General features: G+C 43.1%; 14 protein-coding genes. All 14 read right to left on the reverse strand.

The window, feature by feature from the left end; genetic code table 11:
• Positions 1-467: 467 nt before the first annotated feature.
• Positions 468-1,334, reverse strand: a complete 867-nt coding sequence (locus tag AAHB15_RS17630; protein ID WP_342042951.1) for an ROK family protein — start codon at positions 1,332-1,334, stop codon at positions 468-470.
• A gap of 20 nt (positions 1,335-1,354) precedes the next feature.
• Positions 1,355-2,263 carry an ROK family protein gene (locus AAHB15_RS17635; RefSeq protein WP_342042952.1) on the reverse strand — a complete coding sequence of 303 codons (909 nt, stop codon included), beginning with the start codon at positions 2,261-2,263 and terminating at the stop codon, positions 1,355-1,357.
• A 39-nt stretch (positions 2,264-2,302) separates the two neighbouring features.
• On the reverse strand, positions 2,303-3,709 hold the full coding sequence (locus AAHB15_RS17640; RefSeq protein WP_342042953.1) for a glycoside hydrolase family 1 protein: 1,407 nt from the start codon (positions 3,707-3,709) through the stop codon (positions 2,303-2,305).
• 56 nt (positions 3,710-3,765) lie between these two features.
• Positions 3,766-5,268 (reverse strand): response regulator transcription factor, encoded by a 1,503-nt coding sequence (locus AAHB15_RS17645; protein ID WP_342042954.1) that lies wholly within the window; start codon positions 5,266-5,268, stop codon positions 3,766-3,768.
• Complete coding sequence (locus AAHB15_RS17650; RefSeq protein WP_342042955.1) at positions 5,261-7,057, reverse strand: sensor histidine kinase; 1,797 nt, start codon at positions 7,055-7,057, stop codon at positions 5,261-5,263. The genes AAHB15_RS17645 and AAHB15_RS17650 overlap by 8 nt, the downstream gene beginning before the upstream one ends.
• A gap of 158 nt (positions 7,058-7,215) precedes the next feature.
• Complete coding sequence (locus tag AAHB15_RS17655) at positions 7,216-8,673, reverse strand: ABC transporter substrate-binding protein (protein WP_342042956.1); 1,458 nt, start codon at positions 8,671-8,673, stop codon at positions 7,216-7,218.
• A gap of 23 nt (positions 8,674-8,696) precedes the next feature.
• Positions 8,697-9,575 (reverse strand): carbohydrate ABC transporter permease, encoded by an 879-nt coding sequence (locus AAHB15_RS17660; protein ID WP_342043021.1) that lies wholly within the window; start codon positions 9,573-9,575, stop codon positions 8,697-8,699.
• Positions 9,576-9,734: 159 nt separating this feature from the next.
• Positions 9,735-10,664 (reverse strand): ABC transporter permease, encoded by a 930-nt coding sequence (locus tag AAHB15_RS17665; protein WP_342042957.1) that lies wholly within the window; start codon positions 10,662-10,664, stop codon positions 9,735-9,737.
• Between the two features lie 176 nt (positions 10,665-10,840).
• Complete coding sequence (locus tag AAHB15_RS17670; RefSeq protein WP_342042958.1) at positions 10,841-13,951, reverse strand: alpha-mannosidase; 3,111 nt, start codon at positions 13,949-13,951, stop codon at positions 10,841-10,843.
• 25 nt (positions 13,952-13,976) lie between these two features.
• Positions 13,977-15,857, reverse strand: coding sequence for a beta-N-acetylhexosaminidase (locus AAHB15_RS17675; protein WP_342042959.1), 1,881 nt, complete (start codon positions 15,855-15,857; stop codon positions 13,977-13,979).
• Positions 15,858-15,895: 38 nt separating this feature from the next.
• Positions 15,896-16,516, reverse strand: coding sequence for a YesL family protein (locus tag AAHB15_RS17680; protein WP_342042960.1), 621 nt, complete (start codon positions 16,514-16,516; stop codon positions 15,896-15,898).
• A gap of 27 nt (positions 16,517-16,543) precedes the next feature.
• The gene (locus tag AAHB15_RS17685) at positions 16,544-17,869 is read right to left on the reverse strand and encodes a glycoside hydrolase family 125 protein (protein WP_342042961.1); all 1,326 of its coding nucleotides are present in this window, start codon (positions 17,867-17,869) and stop codon (positions 16,544-16,546) included.
• A gap of 12 nt (positions 17,870-17,881) precedes the next feature.
• Positions 17,882-20,581, reverse strand: coding sequence for an alpha-mannosidase (locus tag AAHB15_RS17690; RefSeq protein WP_342042962.1), 2,700 nt, complete (start codon positions 20,579-20,581; stop codon positions 17,882-17,884).
• A 201-nt stretch (positions 20,582-20,782) separates the two neighbouring features.
• Entirely contained in the window at positions 20,783-23,791 is a 3,009-nt protein-coding gene (locus AAHB15_RS17695; RefSeq protein WP_342042963.1) for an endo-beta-N-acetylglucosaminidase, read from the reverse strand.
• Between the last annotated feature and the right edge of the window lie 83 nt (positions 23,792-23,874).

A 23,874-nucleotide genomic window follows, 5' to 3' on the forward strand; every position in this document is an offset into this window, starting at 1 on the left:
AAATTCAGCATTGACACGACAGCCGCATCGAACAAGTACATAGTCATTAAAAACTCTATAGGCATTTATATGTATTTGTAGTTTGTTTAGTTCACTTTGTTATAGAAAATTAGTGTGCAACTTTGACGAATGTTTCCAGAAGGTACTTGTTAAGCTAACGGATGCTTTACCACAACAGCGAATAATTTTAATAAGCCTATAATATGCAAGTTTTTATACACTACTTGCTCATTTTAGGCTTTTTTACATTCATAAATCATACTGCCATATAAATTACCAAATACACAAAACTTGGTCGGGCTACACGAAAAATGTCCTTCATCCACGCAATGAAGGACAAATCCTTATGATGATCCGCATTAATAAAGTAGTTAAAAAACTAGATAATATCAGTGACTTGACTTACTTTTAACATTATTGCACCCCAAAAGTAAACCTGTGAGATTCGTTCTTTCTATTAATAGTTTTTACTGCTCTGAAGTCCATGCCTGATAGGCCAGTAAAAGTGCCCCCGTAATCCCTGCATCATCCCCTAAACCAGGGCTCACAATATATTCCGACAACTCCGGCAATGAAACATAATCACGCAGAAACTCCTCCAAATACTGATAGATAAAAGGGAATACTTGTATTTGGTTCATCACGCCGCCGCCTAGGATAATCTTTTTCGGAGAAAGAATCAAAATATATTGCATCAGGGCCTGAGCGATATAGTAGCCTTCCAATTCCCATACTTCCTCCCGGTCCGCCAAGCGAATTCCTTTTTCACCCCAGCGTTCTTCAATGGCAGGACCTGCCGCAAGTCCCTCTAGGCAATCACCATGATAAGGGCACCTTCCCTGATATCGATCCTCCGGATGACGTTTGACCAAAATATGCCCCATTTCCGGATGTGAATGCCCTTGAAGCAGCCGTCCTTGAACAAGTGCCCCTGCACCAATTCCTGTTCCAACAGTGATATATAAGCAGCTATCCAGCCCTTCGACGGCACCAAAAGTCGCCTCTCCTAAAGCCGCAGCATTTACATCAGTATGAAAGCCGATTGGAACATCAAAGGCATCCTGAAACGTTTTTACTAACGGATAATCCTTCCACCCAGGTTTTGGAGTAGACGTAATATGTCCGTAAGTAGGGCTTTCCCGGTTGACATCAATGGGGCCAAACGAGCCAATCCCAATCGCCTCTACTGGATGCTGTTTAAAAAAATCGATTACTTTTGGAATGGTTTCTTCCGGTGTGGTGGTGGGGATTTGAATCCGGTCCGCTATCTTTCCCTTTTCGTCGCCGACCGCACAAACAAATTTTGTCCCTCCCGCTTCAATCGCACCAAGCATTTGCAACTCCTCCTAGTCTATTATTCTTGAAACCGGCCTTTGTCATTCAGAAAATGAAATAATGCCCCGATTAAGTTGGCATCATTACCAAATTGACACGCTTCCACTTCAATAGGTAACGTGGAAATTTCATTTCTTAGCCCCTTTAATTCACGATTGATCCCGGCAATCACGTCCTGCCGCTTGCTAATTCCGCCGCCAATGAGGATTTTTTCTGGGTCTAGGGCATATTTTAAATTATAGATACCGATAGCCAGCCTCTTATAAAACTCAGCCAGACATTCTTGGGCAATCGAGTCGCCTTCTCCGGCCAAACGAAATACCTCTTCTCCGTCCAACTTCCCTCTCCCAGACGATTTTCTCTTTTTCACTTCCTCCACAAGGGCATTGGTGGAGGCCACAAAACTCCAGGTTCCTTGCAGCGGCTCCTGGAACGGTGCCCCCATAATCATGTAACCGAACTCCCCGCCGTGAAGCGAAGCCCCGCGTAAAATGGATTGGTTCAGGACAATACTTCCGCCAATTCCTGTTCCTATGACAATACAAATATAGTAGTCCGTTCCTTTGGCAGCACCTAACCAGCCTTCCGCCAAGGCAGCACAATTTGCATCATTTTCAATCGCTGTCTGAAGTCCCGTCCGTTCCTTTATGAGCCAGGCCATGTTGACCCCATGTATATAGGGAATCGCACTGGCCCCGCCAATAAAGCCTGTTTTTACATTTACAGATCCCGGAGAACTTACCGCAATTCCTTGAAGATCAAAGTCATCTGAATATTGTTCTACTATTCTTTGTAAAGTCTGCAAGAAGATCTCCAATCCATCTTTGGGCGTCATCAGCTTGCCGCTTTTGAGTTTCTTGGCCGTTTCATCCATAACCGCATATTTGATATATGTGCCGCCAATATCGAATACCATGTAGGCTTTCACTGGAATCCCCCCTGCTTTTAAAATTTGGCTCCATCAGACTTAAAATCCATTGTTTTGTGCCAGCACTTTGTACCATCGGCCCGATTTCTTAATGGTTCGTTTTAGACCATTCTTCAAATCTACTTCTACCAATCCGTAGCGGTTCTTATAGGCATTTGTCCAAGACCAGTTATCCATGAATGTCCAGATATGATATCCTAGACAATTGGCTCCTTCCTGAATTCCTTTATGTACCCATTTTAAGTGATCTTTCACAAACTCAATCCGGTATTCATCCTCAATGAATCCTTCTTCGTTGCGAAACTTCTCCTCTCCCTCAACCCCCATGCCATTCTCCGAGATGAAGAAGGGGATATTGCCATAATTGTCACGAAGATCCATCATAATGTCATAGATGACTTCCTCGCAAATCTCCCAGCCGCGATGCGGATTGATCTTCCGCCCTGGCATGATATAAGGATCAAATAGATGTTCCGGCATAAATGGAGCATTCTCCAGCTCCGGCTGCTCCTTAGCTTTTACGCGGCGCGGCTGGTAGTAGTTCACGCCTAAAATATCAATAGGATTCTCTCTAATTACTGCCAAATCACTGGCCTCCACGATTGGTAGCAGGTCTCTATCTTCTAAAATATCAACCAAGTCACGCGGATACTCCCCTTTTGTGACTGGATCAAGAAAACTCCGGTTAAAGAACAGATCTGAAATATGGGCTGCGGCTACATCCTCCGCGTCCTTGCTTCTTGGATAAGTGGGGGTTAAGTTTAGAATGATGCCGATTTTACCATCTACCTTCGAATTCTTAAAGGCCTCTACCGCCCTTGCATGGGCCACAATCGTATGGTGGGCAACAACGGCAGCCCGTTTGAAATCTGTTACATTAGGATAATGCCAATTATATAAATAGCCCGCCTCGACAGGAACAATCGGTTCATTAAAGGTAAACCAATATTTCACTCGACCGCCAAATAAGCGAAAGCAGTTTTTTGCATAATCCACATAGGCATCGACGACTTCCCGGCTTTCCCAGCCGCCTTTTTCCTGCATGCACATCGGCATATCAAAATGATATAAATTCACAAACGGCTCGATGCCCTGGGCCAACAGCTCATCGAAAACTTGATTGTAAAAGGCTACAGCCTTCTCGTTCACTTCCCCGGTTCCATCCGGAATTAACCGTGACCATTGAATTGAGGTCCGAAAGGAGTTATGCCCCGTTTCTTTCATTAACTGAATATCTTCTTTAAACCGATGGTAGAAATCTGATGTCTGCTCCGGGCCGACCTGATTATGAAAACAATCGGGCTCCTTGCTGTACCAATAATCCCATATACTTTGCTTTCTTCCATCCATCATCGCGGCCCCTTCCGTCTGCGGACCGGATGCAGCACTTCCCCACCAAAATTTTTCCGGAAAAAGATAGTTTGGTTGATCAATATTTTTTTCCATTCATATCACCGCTTCTCTTAGTAAATGTAAATGGCTAAAAAACACCTGATGAATCGTTAAATTTTCCTCCACTCACTCGGTGTCGTGCCAACGATTTTCTTGAATTGTTTATAAAAATAAGTGGTATCAGAATACCCGACTTTTTTTCCAATATCCCCTGCCCGATAATGGGTGGTTTTCAGTAATTCTTTCGCTTTCTCCAACCGGTAGCGATTAAGATATTCCGAAAAGACAACCCCTACTTCCTTTTGAAACAACTGCCCCAGATAAATGGCATTGACATGAAACTGCTGCCCCAGTGTTTTTAAGGACAGCCCCTGGTCATAGTGGGCATGGATATACTGAAGCACATTTTGGACAATCGGGCTTCTTAAATGAACATGATTATGAATGGTCAAGATTAACTCATAACAATATTCATTCAAAATCGCCCTCATCTGCGCGATATCCGAGCTATATACGATCCGTTCGACGACAGCCGTATAAAGGGACAAATCATCTGGCTGCAGAGAATAATGGATATAAGAAATGAGATCAAATGTGTATTTTTTTGCCACTTGCGGGGAGATCACATTTGACTTCTCTGTTAATTCCTTAAAAAATAAATCAATCAGTTCTAGTGATTCTTCCTCCGCATTCATGAGCCGTTTGACAACCGTTTCCTTAAATTCCTGTTGTCGTTTTAACTCTTCGTGACGATCAATTGCTTGCTTATCTGAAATGAGGACATTCGGTTCTGAATATAACTGTAAGGAGCTATGTTCCCTTGCCATGGAAAAGCTGTCTTCTAATTCATCCATCACACGAACCGGCTTTCCCATTGCCAAATAGAATAAGCCTGTCCCTTTTTGTTCAGTCATAAGGTCATCAACAAGGCGTTGGTTTTGCTTTAAAAGCTCTTCTTCACTGGCACCGCCAAAAATAATCACGATCTCTTGATTCGGACTAAAGAGACAAATTGCCTGGTACTGCTCTTCAATAAAGTGTCGAACGTTTTTTACAACTTCAGACTGGTAATGTTCAATATTTAAAATAGAAACATTGTAAAAAGGCTGGTTAAATTCAATGTTGTACAAGGCCAATCTTTCCAGACAATCACGTCGGTCTATTTCTCCCGTCAGAAAGCTCCATAAGGTATTGTCCAACAGGGTGGTCGATTCCTGCGTCCGGGTTCCTGATGCTTCCGCCCTTAATTTCCGGCCGACGGCTTGAAGCGTTTTCAATAATTCCTCTTCATCTACCGGTTTTACTAAATAATTTTCAATTCCTAATAACAATCCTCGTTTAATAAAATCAAACTCTTGATATCCTGTTAACACAATACTTTTGATCTCGGGCCTGATGCACTTTACCTCTTGAATCAAGTCCAAACCGGACATTTCCCCCATCAATATATCCGTGATTAGAATATCAATGGGATATTGTTTGATATAGGAGAGCGCCTCCTCCCCGCTTTCTGCGGTATGGACTATTTCAAATCCGTAATCCTCCCAATCTAAAATGACCGACAGTCCTTTTGTGATGATCGGTTCATCATCAACCAACAGCACCCTAAACATGGTAAATCCCCTGTGCTGGAATGGACATAGTGACCATTGTTCCTGTGTCTTTGCTGCTTTTTACTGAGAGCCCAAACTGGTCCCCAAACTTGAGTTTCAAACGTTGATGGATATTCCTCAACCCAATTGATTGCATTTCATCGCCCTCTTCACGATTAATATGTTGAACAATGTTGGCCAGTTCCTCTTCAGACATACCCTTACCGTTATCTTCTATACGTATTTCAATTTTTTCGCCAAGATGGGCCGCACAAATGGTTAATTCGTTGTCAGTCCGATCCTTTTTAAAACCATGAACAAAGTAATTTTCAATAATCGGCTGAAGAATCAATTTTTGAACAGGTGTTTGTTCTACTTCGTCTGGAATATCGAAATGGACCTCGAGCTTATCCGGATGCTTAAACTGCATTAAGGTTAAATATTGTTTGACATATTCCATTTCGGTATAGAATGGGACGGTATCTTTTGATTCCAGCGAGTAGCGAAACAATTTGGATAAATGAAAAATCATTTTACTGGACGTTTTGGAGCCCTCCAAGACCGCTACCATTCTGATTGCTTCAAGCGTATTGAATAAAAAATGAGGATTGATTTGGGCTTGCAGCGCTTTTAATTCCGCCTGCTGCTGCTTCATATTAAGCATGTAAAATTGTTCAATATAATTATTCAATTCATTGAGCATAGAATTCATATTAGAAGCAATGCTCGATAATTCATCTTCATGTTTGGATTCGGGAATCCGTGCATCCAGGTTCCCCTTTTCCACTTGACGAATCGTCGAAACAATCTTATTAATCCGTTTCGAATAATTTTGCATAAACGAATAAGACAGTAAAATGGCCGCCATAATTAGTAAAATGATTACGATCCACATGGTTCCCCTGACAATGGATAACTTTTGCCACCCTTGGTCGGTAATAACACTGACAAACGTATAATCACCCTTGTTAGCTATGGTATTGACATAATACTTTTCAGATTTATACTTTATTTTCGTTTCATTTGTTTCTTGTTTTAATTGATGGACAAGAGCGCGAGGGACTCCCTCATTATGTGAATAAACAATTTTGCCGTCTTGATCGATTAAAAAGAAAGAAGCCGGTGCACCTTCATCCCTTTTGACCATCTTATCTAAATGTTCAGTAGAGTAATAGATGGAGATTTCCCCAAGTTTCTCAAGCGTGACTGGGTTATTAATGACCTCCTTTTTTGTAATGGTATCTTTTAATTCCCTCCCTTGTGGCAGTCCAGCTTCATTTAGATTAGAGTATCCCCCCGGCATGGTATCATGTGTATACGGTTTCGGTTCAACGATACTCTTGTTCCAGCGAAGATAATTATTGATAAGTAAATATTCGATTCCTACACTATCCAATGAACGTAAGCTAATGGCGTTAATATCACTGTCTTGACTAAAAAAGCCATTAAAATAGGTATCAAGATTGCTAGGAAAATACGTGCGGTCCTCCGAAAATCGATCAAGGCGGTATTCTAAATATTTCCCATACCCATTATGGAGGGCAAAGGAGATATCATCGATCAGATCCCCTTGAACATAAATATCCCTGATTGCTTTATTGATATCTGAATCTTTGGCAGAAAAATAATCCTCTACCCGTTCGATCGTCCTAATATTGACATTGACTTCCTTCTGAATGATGATATCAGAATAATAGTTTGTAATTGTCACAATTAAGACGATTACCGTTACAATAATCGTAATGGAGGAAGTTAAAAAAAGTTTATTAAATATTTTTTGATGAAAACGGCTGTTTTGTTTCAATTTCATTTTTCCAATCCCTCGGGTTGTCCATATTTTTCAGTTCAAGTGTAACACAATAGAAAGGATCGAAGACTAGCTAACTTTCTTTGCCGTTCCAGGTAAATTCATCTATCCTCGAAATAAAATCAAGCCGGACTACTCCACCCAGCTTGATTTTTTTTTACTTATTTTTGTGAGCTTTTCCACTCATCATATTGCTTTTGGATTTCTTTTAACACCTTGTCAAGTCCAGCCTCTTTCAGCTTTTTATTGAATTTTGGCAGGTATGTTTCCGGATCAACCGAACCTGTGGCCAATGCCGGGTAAAACTCTTTCGAGATGTTGGTAATGGAAGCAAGCTCTGAGCGAACTGGATCACTATTAAATTTGAAACCAAGTGATGGTGCCTTTACAGCAGAAGCGTTAAATTCCTTGAACTTTTCCCATTTATCTTTTGGATCGTCCTTGTACAAATCCAAGATAAAGTGGTTGCCTAAAGAGTAAGATGGCATATTATATCCGTCGATACGTGCAGGCAGGTCTTCAATCGTGCCATCTGCATTCTTCTTGTAATGTACTCCTTCAATTCCTTTATCAACAAGGTTGCGGAGATATGGATCTGTATTGAGCAGCGTTAAAAATTCCATAGCTTTTTCCGGATTCTTTGATGTTGCTGAAATCGCTTGAATCGAACCAGAAACAGAATCATTTACAATCGTTGGTTGTTCAGCAGGAACAGATACTAATTCATACTTGGCAGAACGGGACCATAGTAAATCAGCATATGGCTGGGAACCGCCCATGCGGACAAACCAGTTTTCTACATCCATTGGCCAGCTGTCTTTACTTGTTGCGGCATCTTCTTTAAGATAGCCAGCTTTATAGTACTCGCGCATGGTTTTAAATTGTTTCATAGCAGTATCCGTGTCAAATGGATTGACCACTTTGTTAGTATCACCTTCAAACGGGAAGGCAAAAGGCATTTCATTATTGAAGACATAATCAAAGCGTAAAGGTGCTTTAAAGGTTGCCATTGGTGTAACACCAGATTCATTCTCTTTAATCGTCTTCAGCATTGGCTCAAGGTCTTGTAACGTTTTTACCTTCGAAAGATCAAATTTATATTTATCAACAAGGCGTTTGTTAAATGTATATACATCTTGTCTGGCCACCTCTTTGTTAGTAGGGACGCCGTAAAGTTTACCGTCAACTTTATTTCCTTCTAATAAGTCAGGGTTGATTACGTCTTTTAGTGCTTTACCTTCCTTATTTAACAGATCATCAATGGCGAGGAATGCACCTTTTTGGGCATTTTGAACGTAAGAGGTGCCATTTGTAAAGATAATATCAAAGGATTCCCCTGAATTAATCATTACTTGTGACTTTTGATCCCAATCGCCCCAGTCAATTTGCGTCATTTTCACTGTGGCATTGATTTTTTTCTTTGTATATTTGTTCACCTCTGCAAAAACCTTATCAGTATCTTTTTGCGGGGTTCCAATGGTGTACCATTTAATTTCATATGGCGCGCCATTTTTACCGCCCTTTTCTGATGTGGCACTGTCTTTGCTGCTGCAGGCAGATAACAGGGTTCCGGCTGCCAGAACGGATGCGAGAATAATACCAAGTTTCTTTTTCTTCATTCCTTTTCTCCTCTTTCTGTTAGTTATTCTTTAACGCCGCCAATTGTCAGTCCGCTAATAAAGTACTTTTGAAAGAACGGGTACGAGACGGCAATTGGTAAGGTGGCGATCACAACCATAGCCATTTTGGCTGATTCTTGCGGGATGGTATCAAATAAACTTTTCTGCATGATAGCTACATCCATATTTTTTCTCATAAACTCAAGATTTGCCTCTATTTTCATCAATAAAGCTTGAAGCGGTACCAGATTAGGGTTATCAATATAAAGCAAAGCGGTAAACCAGTCATTCCAATAACCCAGTGTACTAAACAGTGCAATCGTAGCAATTCCCGGTAAGGAAAGCGGGAATATGATTTGGAAAAAAATTCGCCATTCACTTGCTCCATCTATTCTGGCCGATTCTAAAATCGATTCAGAAACAGACTTTAAGAAGAAAGTTCTCATGATGATAATATAAAACGCATTCATTGCAAGTGGCAGGATCAACGCCCAAATCGAATTTTTCAAATGTAAAAATTGAGTGACGACGATGTAAGTCGGTACCAACCCGCCGCTGAACAGCATCGTAAAGAATGCCAGGAATGTGAAAAATCTTCGATACTTAAATTGCGGTCTTGAAATCGCGTAGGCATAAAAGGTTATCATGAACACACTGATAATGGTACCGAAAATCGTAATAAAAATCGTGACACCATAAGAGCGGAAAAAGGACTCCTTCATACTCCACAGATAATGATAAGCATCCATGCTCCATTCCTTCGGGATCAATTGAAAACCATTCCTGACAATACTTTCCTCACTTGTAAACGAAATAATAATGACATAGATAAAAGGAAAGACACACGTAAACGCGAGAATCCCAAGCAGCACAGCAATAATGGCATTAGCAGCCGGATGCATATGTTGAGGGTCTCGATACTTTTTCCTGGTTGTCTTTGCCTCCCCTCCTTTAATTTCTTCTACTGGTTTTGAAAAAGCAAGCGATGAATGGGTTTGTTCTAGTTTTGGCATATAAGTAGCCGCCGGGCGACTTTTCCTCCCTTCGTAAAGAAATGAACATTAAAACAAGGCACTTTCCTCATCCACTTTTCGTACAATATAGTTGGTAATGATAACGAGGATAAATCCAACAGCCGACTGATATAGACCTGCTGCCGTACTCATACCAATATCCCCAAGATTCATAAGACCGCGGTATACGAATGTATCAATAACATTTGTTACTCCATATAATGCTCCCGAATCTCTTGGCACTTGATAAAACAACCCGAAATCCGAGTTGAAGATCCGGCCAATATTCATGATGGTTAAGATAATCATTAATGGCTTAAGCATTGGCAAGGTAACATGTTTAATTTGCTTCCATTTTGAAGCGCCATCAATCATTGCTGCCTCATAATAACTCCGGTCAATCCCAACGATGGATGCTAAATAAACGATACTGCCGTAACCTACACCTTTCCACATGCTCATAAACACGATAATAACCGGCCAATATTTCGACTCGCTATACCACGAAACAGGGTCAACATGAAACCAGCCAAGGATATGATTTAACAAACCGTGTTCTGTACTCAAAAAAGTGAAAACAAAGTAACTGCCAATAACCCAAGAAATAAAATGTGGGAACAAGATAGAAGTTTGGTAAACCTTTGATAGCCTCTTATTGATTAACTCACTGAGCAAGATGGCTGTTGCCACCGCAGTTACTAGCCCTAATACAATAAAGATAAGGTTATAGAGTATGGTATTTCTTGTAATAATCCACGCATCATTCGTACTAAATAAATATTTGAAGTTGTCTAGGCCAACCCATTCACTATTCATCACGCTGGCAAAAAAACCATCTGGATCAATCCGAAATTTTTTAAAGGCCAAAACCTGTCCAAACATCGGCAAATACGAGAATAGCAGCAGCCAAATGGTGCCTGGTAAAACCATAAGCAGCCAAACTCGATTTTTATAAAGATCGTTCAATATCCGTTTCATCTTTGTCCTCCTCCCGCTTTTATGTAAGCACTTCCATACCCTTATTCTATAGTGAAAAGAGGACTATTTATAGTTGACTAATTTAGGATTAAGTGCAAAAATCTTAGAAGTTTTTACAACAATTAGGCGAAAAAAGACAATAACCGACTGGAATGGTCCAGTCGGTCATTTTTTCCCTATAAAACTCTTAAAGTCTTAATCTCATAAGGCTTGATTTCAACCTCAATTGGGGATGCAGATTCTTCTCCAATTGGTTCTTCCATTAAATTGGTCTCCACCCATGAGGTGATGCCTCTAAGAACGTCCAGAGAGACTTTACCCCTCCGTCCTTCATATTCATGCAGGCGGATGATGATCCCGTTGCCATCGTGAGCCGGCTTAATCGCATCAATCCAAACATGGTCCGAATCGATTGCCAGGAATGACTCCTCTTTTTCCCATTTCCCTTCCACAGCCAGAATAGGGTCATTTAGATCCCATGCTTTTTCAACCGTCTTCGCATGGCGCCAATCCCCTATATGTGGATAAAGTGAATAAACAAACGAATGTGTTCCCTGATCAGCTTGCGGATCTGGATGAACCGCTGATTTTAGCAAGGTAAGCCGCATGGTATTTTCTTTGATATCATAGCCATATTTGGAATCGTTCAGTAAACTTACCCCATAGTCTGGTTCTGACAGGTCGGCCCATTGATGTCCAACCGTTTCAAATTTGGCCATATCCCAGCTCGTATTCCAATGGGTCGGGCGCTTTACATTTCCATATTGAATATCATAGGTCGCCTCGGTTGCGCGGATACCCACAGGGAAAGCTGCCTTCAGTAATTTTCTCTTTTCATGCCAATCCACCGTTGTTTCAAAATCAATGCGGCGGTCATTTTTGTAAAATACGATCCGCTGAGAAATTTCAGAATGGTGATACGTCCACTTGGCAAGAATCGTAAACGTCAATTCACCATTTTCCACTACTTCAAACGTCACTAAATGACGGATTTCCTCCATTTTTTCTTGATAGAAGAGGTCGATATCCCAAGCATCATGGGCAAGCGGCTTATCTTCAAAAATTTGCAGGATATTCGCTTTTTGATTCTCAGCGAGAACTTGACGACCCACTTCCTTATCAAAGAGAGACGTCATTTGGCCAAATTCATTCCATTCAACAAGGTAATACGGTGTTTCCAATTTTAGGTCCTGATAGATAAAATTTGATTTGGTTTCCTGAACGGTTCCCACCGGCTCAAATAATAAAGTCTTGGCACCAAAGGATGGAAGAGTGTCGACCTCAATGAGCCAGCCGTTATCCCGTTTTTGATGGGTTAGGAATTCTCCCTTACTGTTTTTCCAGACACCGCAAGCATGATCGGCAAATTGAGGGACCGCCACATTTTTCTTACTCTGATGGTGGGTCGTGTTAAAGAGCACGATTGAGCGGTCATCCTGTTCCACTCCATGCTCGATGATACGGGATTCCAGGCTTTGAACTAACTCGTGTGCCTCTTTGTATTCTTCCTTGGCATCCTCATACACCTCATGAATGGAGGAGCCAGGAATAATATCATGGAATTGATTACGCAAAATAATCTTCCAGCCGTCTTTTAGCTCATCATTTCCCATCCATTGGCCATTTTCAGAAAGCCATGAAGTGAGGAATTCGGCCCGTCTGTATAAAAGCTCCAATTTTCGATTCATCTGCTTCATAAATGCTTGGCTTGTATAGGTGCCCCGATGGTATTCGAGGTACAGCTCGCCATCCCATTTATGGATATAGCCATTCGCTTCTGAAACATTTTGATGCAGCTTGTCAAAGAATTCCCCGGCTGTCGAGGTTTTAACATTCGGCATCCCTGGCAGCAAATCAAATCGGCGGCGCATTTCTAGCATATGACGGTTGACACCGCCGCCGCCATCACCATATCCATAGGAAAGAAGCAAATCCTTGGATAAATCCTTATCACGATACCCTTTCCAAGCGCCATTCACCGTTTTCGCGGTAATAAAGCCATTATACGTATAGAACCAAGAGTCCGGGGAATTCCATGGTTCCGGCGTCGTAATAAAATGCGTTAAAATCTCCGTCCCATCGATACCTTTCCAGTGAAAGGTATCATGCGGCATCCGATTATACTGATTCCAGCTGATTTTAGTCGTCATCATCGTTTTGATACCTGATTTTGTTAAGATTTGCGGCAGGGCCCAACTGTAGCCAAATACATCCGGCAGCCATAGATACTTACAATCGACACCAAACTCTTCTTTAAAAAAGTTTTTCCCGTGAAGAATTTGGCGGACAAGCGATTCGCCGCTCGGAATATTACAGTCAGCCTCAAGCCACATCGCACCGCCAGCTTCCCAATTGCCTTCTGCCACTCTATCCTTTATTTGGGCGTAAATCTCAGGATAATCCGTTTTGATATAGTCATAGAGCTGCGGCTGTGTTTGCAAGAATAAATAGTCAGGGAATTGCTTCATTAGATGCAAGACCGTTGAAAAGGAACGAGCGGCCTTCTCCCTTGTATTTTTTAACCGCCAAAGCCACGCCACATCAATATGAGTATGGCCGACTGTGTGGATGGTGATATCGGATGATTTGGAAAATGACTGAATCGCCTCTGTAAGGCTTTCCTCCGCCCTATAACAGGATTGATAAAATTCAGGACTGCCAGGTTCGGTCCAATTAATCCATTGCAATGCATTAGAAATCATCTTTTTCAAAATGGGATAGGCGGAGTCGGACTCACTAATTTCCTTTAACACCTCATAGGCGGCCAAAAGCGTGTAATAGAGGTTATCTACCCGGCGATCCAGCCAGCCGATCGCTGCCATTTCCAGTTTAAATTCATTTTCCTGCGGGTTCCCTCCGCCCTCAAGTCCTGACCAGAGCCGGAAATCCAAGCGAATCGGCCCCTTAGCGGTTTCGTCATCAAAAAGAACTTCTTCATGGTTGGAATCGACACCTTGATAAGGCTTGCCATTGATAAAGAGAAGGGATTCAAAGCCTGAATTATTACCCCCGCCCGTTTTTCCAAACGAGAAAAGACCCGCAATCTGCTGATCGGCATAGGGCAAATGAGTATCAATCTCTGCATGAAGCCAAATATAGCGATCGCGGCCTTTCCAGTAGTCGCCGATTTTCAGCACATGTTGTTCATTATAGGCAGCCGGAGGATAGGCACCGATGGCCCCATCATCTTCCTGTGCGTAAAATGAGTTGATCGCCGTCATGTCCCGGTACCGATAACCCTCTAATTCCCTGATGCGTGCTTCAAATTTTCTATCTGTTAAGAACATAATTTCACCTCGTTAGGACTAGTTATTATAATGAAAAGTTTCCTGCGGTAACGATCCGGTGATATATATTGCCGCCTACCATCCCGTCAGCCATTTCCCATGGTCCATCATGACGCAACCGTTTTTCTTCTAATTCTTCCAACCGGGGAATCCTTCCCTCGAGCCACTCCTGAATCCGGTATTTGACGGACTCAATCCGGGTTATGATGCCGCCATAACGAATATCGATCACTTCCCAGCCAAATGGTTTGTACGCGGCAAACCAGATGTCTCGATGCTTTTTCCTTAAAAGATCAACATTTGCTTGGATTCTATCCAAGGTAATAAGAATGGATTTCATTTGCTCATAATCGGAATTTCGATATGCCTCTAGGATGTTGATGCCAATTTCCGCTTTGTCAGCGAGAACCCTCGCCAGTTGTTCATATAAATCAAACAAGCCTTCCCATGCCGGATTCTCCTGCTTGGCTTTTTCAAACACGGGCACCAGCTGCTGATAGTGCTCTCCTAAAGCAAGTCCGCGGACGTTCTCATCATATAAACCTATTAAACTATCTTGGTAGAGCAGCACTTTCGACGTCATCGAAGAATTCATGTTATCCTTCATGACACCCGGTGTCTCATCCAATAATTTCAACTTCAGCAAATCGGTTAAATGCCCGTGACTGCAAAATTCAAAACGCTCTGACACCCTTTCCATCGGGACTTCCTTTTGATAAGTGTGCTCAGCAAACAATTGCAGGATTGGGCTGGCGGCCGCAAACGGCGTTTCTGCCCCGTTATCCCCCCATAGTGTCACGAAAATCTCCTTAATTCCTTCCTTTTTACAGGCAGCCAGTGCGGCTTCTGTGGTGACAATCGCCTTGCCATAGTTCGGCGCCAGTCCACTCCAAGTCCAAGCCCCTCCGGCAAAAATCGGAGTGGAACCGAGAAGCTTATGGTTTTGAAAATCTCGTTCATACACTTCTTGTTCTTTCCGGTAATAGTTCCAATAAACAAGCTCCACGTCCGGAATCCCTTCAAGAATTTCTTGGCGGATGCTGCCGCTGTCATCCTTATAGGGGCTGTTTTCCGCAAACAGCGGGAAATACATATCGCTCCAAATCATCGGTTTTAGACCTAGTCTATCGGTAATCGAGACAACCTTTTGCAAATGCCTATTCATCAGATCAATATGGTGTTCATAACCATGCTTCTCTAAATATTTACCTAAGCCAAGCTGAAACGTCTCGTCCATGCCGATATGAATCCGTTTGGTGCGAAATGGCTCTGAGGCCGCTTTTAGACAACTCTCTAAAAACTCATATGTTTTAGGCTCGTCAACGAGTAAGATATCATCTGTGTCCTTCATGCCAGAGGCATAATTCCATTTAAGGGCTTCCCGCAAGTGTCCCAAGGTTTGAATACAAGGGATCATTTCAATCCCCAACTTTGCGGCATATTCATCACATGCTTTTAATTCCTCAAACGTATACCTTCCCCGCATATAGCCAAAATAAGGATATTCCTTTACCTCGTACGTGTCCTCTGTATAGAGCATTAGGGTATCTAATCCCATCACCGCCATGTGCTCGAGAAGCTTCTCTACTTCCCTAACGGTTGGTACGGCATTTCTCGACGCATCCAGCATCACACCACTCATGCTAAACTGAGGATTTTCTGTTAAATCGAATTCATTACTTTTTTGAAAATGTTCAAGCCACAGTCCTAAAGCCCGAAAAAAATGAATCGGCTTTTCAAACGATATTTCCCCTCGGCCGTTTATATTTAAAACCCTTAACGGACCTTTTTGATTTATCACTTGAATTGGATAACCATCAGTAGAAAGGTGAATATTTAATCGTTTTGATACCATCTTAAGACCATCTGCTATAGAAGATGTGTCTCCCTTTAAGTACAGTTCCACATGTAATCCCCCTGTTCTTTCCAAATTTTAAACAATAGTTAAAGCTGCTGGGCTCTTTTCTCTAAAAAGGCAAACCGGCTGAGACAAACCCTCATCATCCAATAGGCAGGAGCCACCGCGGAAATAAACGGTATTAGGCCTGGATACTGATTAATCAAATAGCCAATAACAAAAAAACCGATTCCAATCAATAGGGTGAAAGGCAAACTGGTCAATGTAATTAAAAAGGACTGTTTGATATATTCCTTACTGGAATACTCATAATGGACATAGACGGCAAAGAAATAGCTTACAGCCAATAATAGGATCATCACTAGAATGTAAAGGATAATCGAAAGAAAACTGCCAAAAACACCTGACATAAAGCTCTCTGTAATCCTGATATCGATAAAAAGAAAAAGGCCAATGCTGTAAAAAACAAGGCCTATTCCATTGCTTCTCTTCCATTCTTTGAAATACACATGCTTAAACGTCTTCCAAACAGGGAAATCGGTATCTTTTCTCTGCCATTTACGAACAATGGTAAACAGGGCCACTGTTGCAGGGAAAAAGCCAAAAACCCCTAATCCCAAGGCGGTAAAGGCAATCCAGCATACATTTGCTGAGATTGCCTTCCAGATCCATTCACAAACCACGATGATCCATGGACTTTTTTCCATCCTTACACCACCCTCTCCGATAATGATCTACACTTGATTCTTTATCAGGAATTGCTGATAAAGCGGACTGCCTTTCACTGCTTTACCGGTTAGACTTAGCACAAATTCACTAAACATCGTGTTAGCCCACGCGAACCAGTCCCTTGTAAATTCCTCAGGACAATCAGCGTTAAAACCTTCGTGCATAAAATTCGTACCGCCATCTGTGTTTTTAAAATAAGCTAATATCTGCTGTTTTTCCTCTTCACTTGTCGCAGTCATCCCTTGGATGGCCAGGGCTATATGCCAAATGTAGTGGTCTGGCGTATGCGGGCTGCCTATGCCATTGGCGTACTTCCCTTCGTAATAGTACGGATTATCCCTGCTTAAAAGGAACTTTCGTGTATTGATATACGTCTCATCATCGAACGGTTGATACCCTAGATATGGGGCCGCAAGCAAACTTGGAACATTGGCGTCATCCATCAAATGGACGCGGCCTTCCCCGTCAGTTTCATAGACGTACATCTTACCGTAAATCGGGTGGTCTAATTTTGCATATTGTTCAATCCCCTGCTTGATTTCGTCACGAAGTTTTATGCACTCTTGTTTCAAGGAAGAATCCTTTAACACCTCTTCACACATTTCCGCCGCATATCCTAACACGACAACAGCAAACATATTGGCCGGAACCAGGTATCCGTATGTGCAAGCATCATCACTTGGACGGAAGGCACTCCATGTCATTCCCGTCGGTACCACACGCCCTCCTTTTCCATCACGGATTAAGGTATCGGATTGGCGCACATCCGCCCGTTCAAACCGGTAAGATGACTGTTTTTCATGATCCTGCTCCGTCCCCCACACCTGGATAATCGTCTCCAGTACTTCTTGGAACGTTTCTTTTATATAGGCTGTACGTCCTGTCGACTTCCAAAATAGATAGGCAAGCTGAATTGGATAGCATAGGGAGTCAATTTCATATTTTCGTTCCCAAATATAAGGGGTCATCTGGGTAAGATCGGTTTGATGCCCCCTGCTGTTAGCCGTTTCATTAAACGCATTTGCATAAGGATCATGTAAGATAAAGGCGAATTGCTGGCGAATGACCCCTTCGAGTAAATCAGCCAGTTCCGCGTCCTCCTCTGCAGCAATTAAATAGGGGCGCACTTGTGCGGCTGAGTCTCTTAGCCACATCGCCGGGATGTCTCCCGTTACGACAAACGTTTTTCCGTCTTCTTGTTTGTTCAGTGTTGTGGTATACGTATTGACAAAGCATTGTTCAAACATACGGTGTAATTTTTCATCCCCCGGAAAACTTTCCTTCACATGTTGGATCAATTTTTGCATCGATTTTGGAATTACTGCCGTCATCTTATCCCTCTCCTATCTTTTTGGTTGAAAACCTAGTGTAATAATTTCATAGCCAGCCACTTCATACAGATCGCTAGAATCCTTGGTTTGTTCTTCAAGTATCGTACTCTTGTAGGTGGCAAAATCCGGCTGTGCTGAAGCCTTAAGACTTTGGCTCGTTGGTGCGGGATTAAACCAGCGGATCATGACATCATCACATTCTTCCGCCACTTTCATCGATGACCACGCAAGGCCCTCAGACTCCCACTTCACGAACCTGTGGTCGCCTGGCAATGTTCCCTTATGAGCGCTTGTCTGGATCACCTGAAGGGGAACTTTATATTGATAAGCATCCACAAATGCGTTAGACATAATCACATCTTTTTCATGCATGAGCACTTGCCACTCGGCTGTTTGGATACCCCGGCACTGGGCCTCCGGTGTCGGGAAGTAGCCCCAGTCGCCAAGCTCTGCAACGGAACGAAGCACGGTGAGGGCAATCGTTCCATCCGCTGGCAGGATTTCATATTCCTGAAGACCATCCGTTGCCACGGTTAAACCTATCTCGTCATCCGCCAGGCTTGAGAAGCGCTGCTGATGATGACAGAAGCTAGGATTCTCCCATTCTATTTCCGGCGTATTCGGGCGGGTCACAATTTCAAAAATACTGTCCGCTTGATGTGTTTTTGTTTGCAATCCGGTTGGGAACAAGACACGCAGGCGGTGATCGGCCGCTTGATTGTCAATGGTCAGCTTAAAGGCTGGACCCTTCATTCCTTTTTCGAGCGTCACAACTGTACGCAGCGTGATTGCCGTGGTTTCGCACGCTCGGCCTGCCGCTCGTTCCTTATGCCAAATCAGGCGATTCCGTTCAATCGCCAAGCGATCGTCCGCTGAAACCGGAATGATTAAGGTATGTGTAAATTCAAGCTCTGTCCGCAGCGGTGTTTTTTCAATGAAACGAACTTCGGCTGGAACACCCTTTGTCGTAATCTGCTCCTGTCCTTTTGCTTCCTTGAACATATATTCATTTCCGACATCCCCTGTGTCCTCATAAATACCGAGACGATAGAAAGTCTTGCCTGATGCTTTATTCGTCAGATCATAGGTCCCGTCTTCATGGAACAGGAGGTGAACATATTCATTTTCCATCTCCATACCGCCATGAGCCGAGTGTTCTCGTTGCTGCCCGGCAGGCTCCTCCTCGGGAACAAGATAAAATGTCTTGTAGCCGAATGCTGGTATGTTTTCTGCATAGAAGGACAGCTTGGCCCGTTTGGCAAAAAACGGCTGGCGGAATTTGTCATCCGGTAAATCATAGCCAAACTCAACCACTGGGTTTTCTAAATCAAATTCGATGGTCTTGCCGGCTTGATCCACCAGCTTGTAGGCCGGCATATCTTTGTCCTGTAAATAGACTGGAATTTGTTCGAAATGCATTTGGGAAAAATACACCTTCTCCAAATCGACTGTTTTCGTGACTACTTCATCTTTATTCCATCCCGTAGTATTCAAGACAACAAGAGGAATTCCGCCCTCCGGTGCGCTCGAGGTATCAATTTTTTCAGCAAGCTCTGCTGCATGTTCCTGGACAAATACCTCTCCCATTTGCGAAACGGTTTCAAAGCGGGTTACCATTTCACGATGCACCTCATCAACGCTGCAGCCGCAAATGCTGTCATGCGGGTGATTTTTCATCAATGATTTCCACATGAAGCGAAGATATTCCCTTGGGTACGTCCCGCCTGCTAAAAAGGCCATGCTGGCGAGCGGTTCGGCTATCTTCTCCAAAAGGGTTTGACAGCGGTTGTTCCATTGCTTCAAATAAATCCGGCTGGATGCGGTATTGACTAGCGTCGACCAGCCATCCGTCCGCTGATTGCGCAATTCGCCTTCAATGACCTGCAGCTTCTCAGGAAGAGCATCTTTTAAAGCCTCTCGATATTCATCAAAACTTGAATGTTTAAATGTGTAATCAGGATATAAAACCGATGCGGTTTCAATGGCCTGTGGAATCGTTTTTTGCAGCGGCTGGTGGTCGCAGCCATTCAAAAACAATAACTGATTGGTGGACGCATATTTTTCTGCATCCCGCAGCTTTTGATCCCAGAATTTTTTCGCTTCCGTTTCGTCCACCGGGATTTCATTTCCGTTGGAGTACCAATTGGCAAAAAGAATGCCCAATACAGTGGAGCCGTCTGGTGCTGACCAAATCATCTCGGAATAAGGAGATTCATAATCAGGAGAATCGGATACCGTGTTATTAAAGCCGGTCGGTTTTACGCCCCTTCCAAAGGCAGCTGTATCAATCCCGGCCTGTTTTAAAAGCTGGGGCGCCTGCCCATAAATGCCGAACGTGTCAGGAAAATAGCCAATTTTTGAGACATGCCCATAGGCTTTGCTATCATTTAGACCTATTTGCAGGTTTCGGACATTTGCTTCAGAGCTTGTTAAAAAAGCATCCTGCAGCACATACCACGGTCCGATATGCAGCTTTTTCTCATTGATTAATTGTTTAACAATCTCCCGGTTTTCCGGATGAACAACAAAATAATCTTCCAAAAGAACGGTCTGGCCATCTAGATGGAATGCTTGAAAGGCATTTCCTTCTTTTTTAAACTGATCGATCATTTCATTCATCAGCTTTATGAAATAGTAACGGTGCTTTTCAAAAGGCAAGTACCATTCCCTGTCCCAGTGGGAGTGAGAGATAATATGTGCAGTTTTATTCATTGCTTCTTACCTGCTTTCCTTTATTTCAGCGATTTCGAAAACGCTATCATTTACTTTGATTTCATTTTAACAATCCAAGAAAATGGAGCAATAGATTACTCGTAAGTCCTATGGATTTTACAGTGTTTCTAAAAATAGTTCATGAAAAATGGGGGCCGCCTTCATTGCTTTTGTGCAATGAGGACTGCCCCCTTCTCCTATTTATCGGTTTCCATTATTAAAGTTCTTTTTTAATTCCTCCATCCGATTCATTAACTGAACCAGACGGTCATAGTTGGTGACCTGGTTTCGTAGAGTTGGATGAAGCTTGTTGTAGGCAACTTTACAGTCATTGACCTTACTCTTATCATCAAGCGTCAATTCATCCACATCAGGAAGCGCGCTGATTCGATGAATGACTTCGGTTACCTGTTCGTTCAAGTAAGCGGAACTGAACCTCAGGCTTTCTCTTTCATCTTCCTGCTGGACAGTATAATAGACTCTTCCAGCCTCAGGACCGAAATCCATATGCTCAAAAACAATGGTTCCGTCTTGGTCAGACGTCTTTTCTGCGAGAATTTCCTTTGCATTCAAGGACTTAAATAATCGAACCGTTTGACCTTTTTTCACTCTTTCAATCGTTACCTGATCTTCAGCTCCTGCATTATTTTCCGCCTTTACAAAATGCATCATCACATTCTCTGTTCTCGGCAGGGCAGCACTTTCAAACATCTGCCAATCATAGATACGAATTGCTCCCCAAGGGGAAGTACCGCTATTATTAATTTGCAGTTTGAATTCCCTTGCTGTAACAGGCTGATCTAACACTACATCGGTCACAGCTTTCGTATTACCTGTGATCCGTTTTGCGCTGATCCATTCGCCGTTTTCATTTTTAAAAAGCAGCTCAAAATCCACGGTGTTCATATTTTGGGCTTCCCCGCCATATTCAGCATGTTCAACGCGCCAGCGGCGGATGGTTTTCTCCTCGCCAATATCGATGGTCATATAACCCGTTTTCATATTGGTTGCGCACCATTTACTATTTCCAAGTGCTGTTCCGTCCAGTGCTTTAGAGGCAGGTTCTGCCGCATTTTCCGCGGAGACAGAGGTTACCTTCGCCTCTAACGCCACATTAGGAGAAGTAGGGTTTTGCTCGATCTCTGTTGCATCCGTACCTATCCCCCAGTCAAAAGAGACTGTGGCAGCTTGACCGCGTACATAATCCTGATTGACCGGCACCACTTTCAGTTTCGTCATATTATCATCGGAAGCATTCTCTATCGTTCTCGTAATGTTTGGTGTATAGAAATAGTTATTCGGTGTTACTCCTAATAGTGTTTCGACGCCATCGGCATTCTCCTGGTAAATCTCATAATGCAAAATATTCTTTTGCTCGGACCAGCTTAGACGGGCCTCCGCCTCAAACGCTGTTTTCGGCATCTTTTCCAAAATTCTCACATCAGCAGGTTTGGTTAGAGCGGCAGCCGCACCGTCAAAGACGGACAACTGGCCTAAATGAATAGAGTAGTTTTCCATTCTTTCAGAGTTGTTGACTTTCAGACTTAAAGCATAAGCTGTTTTCCCTGCATCCTTTCCGAGATCGACAACCGCTGTCTGCCAGCCATCACCCGATTTAGGCAGCGAATAATATTTCATGTTGTTTTGTGCATAGTCTTCACTATAGGCGACACCCAGCGACATATCAGCTCCCGATTGGTTTTGATAAACGACACGGACCTTTGTTGTGTCCGTAATAGGAAGTTTTGAGCTGTAAAGCATCGTGTCATTGACAGAACCCGGTTCAAGTGCACCGCTAAATTTCAGCGAATTGCCCCCATTAAAGGCTTTATCAAAATCATAGGCTACCTTGATTCTGCTCCCTTCATTGCGTATCCACCAGCGCCAGGTCGGCATGATATCCTGGATGGAGCGGTTATTCCACTCAAGGAGGCTTGCGACTTTTCCATTCACAAAATATTGTTTTCCGTGGCCGCTGTTAAAGTTCGTGGTAAACGGCTTGGATTGAATAACAGATGAATCCGTGACAAAACGCGCCATCCCTTTCCAATTTGCCGAATCATCGGCAAGGGTAGGGTCGCCTTGTGGACCTGTCCATAAGTAGTTTTCTTTTTCATGAAAGTCGGCCGGATTAGCCGCTAATCCCATGGTCGAATTTGGCGCATAAAGGGCAATCGATACTTTTGGCTGTTTCTTTTCATCCAGCAGTGCATCCGTATTAATTTTTGTATTATACGAATTCTGTTGAATTTCAAAACCTGCATAGGCATCAAACGGACTGCGGTTATGGCTTTTCATCGTTTCTACGGTGGTGTTAATCTTACTGGTGGTCCAGTTATAGTTTAGAAAGAACTCATCCACGGCAGAAACCCCATCTCCTGCCGGTTTCACATACATGTCATTTTTGCTGTTGATGGAATCCTGATAGTTGATGGCTCCATTATTGTCCTGGGCGTCATACCAGCTGACATTTAGACTTGAATTTCGTTTAATATAGCGCATCATTTCATTCATGCGTTCGGCTGTTTCCTTACTGACGCCATACGTCTCTTGATTGAAAAAATAGCCATCAAAACCATAGTATTCCGCCACTTTAATCATCTTGTCGGCCACTGGGAAACTGCCATCTTGTTTCTGTTGTGTGAACTTTTCGATTTCAGCGACTCCTTCAGCTGAGCTGCCCCATGGGAAACCGAGCGTGGCATAAACAGGCACCCCATTGCGGTGGGCGGCATCGACGATATCCGGTGTAGGGATGGCAAAAATCCCTTCATTGGTTCCTGCCCAGTAAATATAGGAGTCTAGTAATTGCCAGTTATCGAAAGCGTATACATTAAATTCATTGCTACCGACCGAACTAGCTTCATCATGATTCCACGTTGTAATTGCCGCGGAGGTGATACCAGCCTTTGGGTTTGCCAGCGGATTAACCTGGGAACCTTTAAAGCGGTTTTTGTTTAATGGAACGCTGGCCCGGTTTATTTCGGCATCCGGGTCATTTTCAGGTGACCACTTAAGAAGGGTGTCAACCCTAAAGGCCGGGGCCAGTGGCTTTAGACTGAGCTTGTCCGCATAATTCTCATTGACAACGTCCGTCCCGTCCCCATTCACGGCGGCCTTTGCCCCAGGTGCACCATTTGAACTTAGTAACAGTAAAGCGGCCGAAACAGTTAAAATGCGGCCGAACAACCTGCTTCCTTTTTTCCTCATCTTGCTCCTCCTCTTAACCTATATTACTTCCAATTTTGGAAGCTCCTTCAATTGTAAAATTCAGCCTTCATTTGATAGCAGTG

It is taken from the genome of Bacillus sp. OTU2372 (genome assembly GCF_038440275.1).
Classification (GTDB): domain Bacteria; phylum Bacillota; class Bacilli; order Bacillales; family Cytobacillaceae; genus Neobacillus; species Neobacillus bataviensis_B.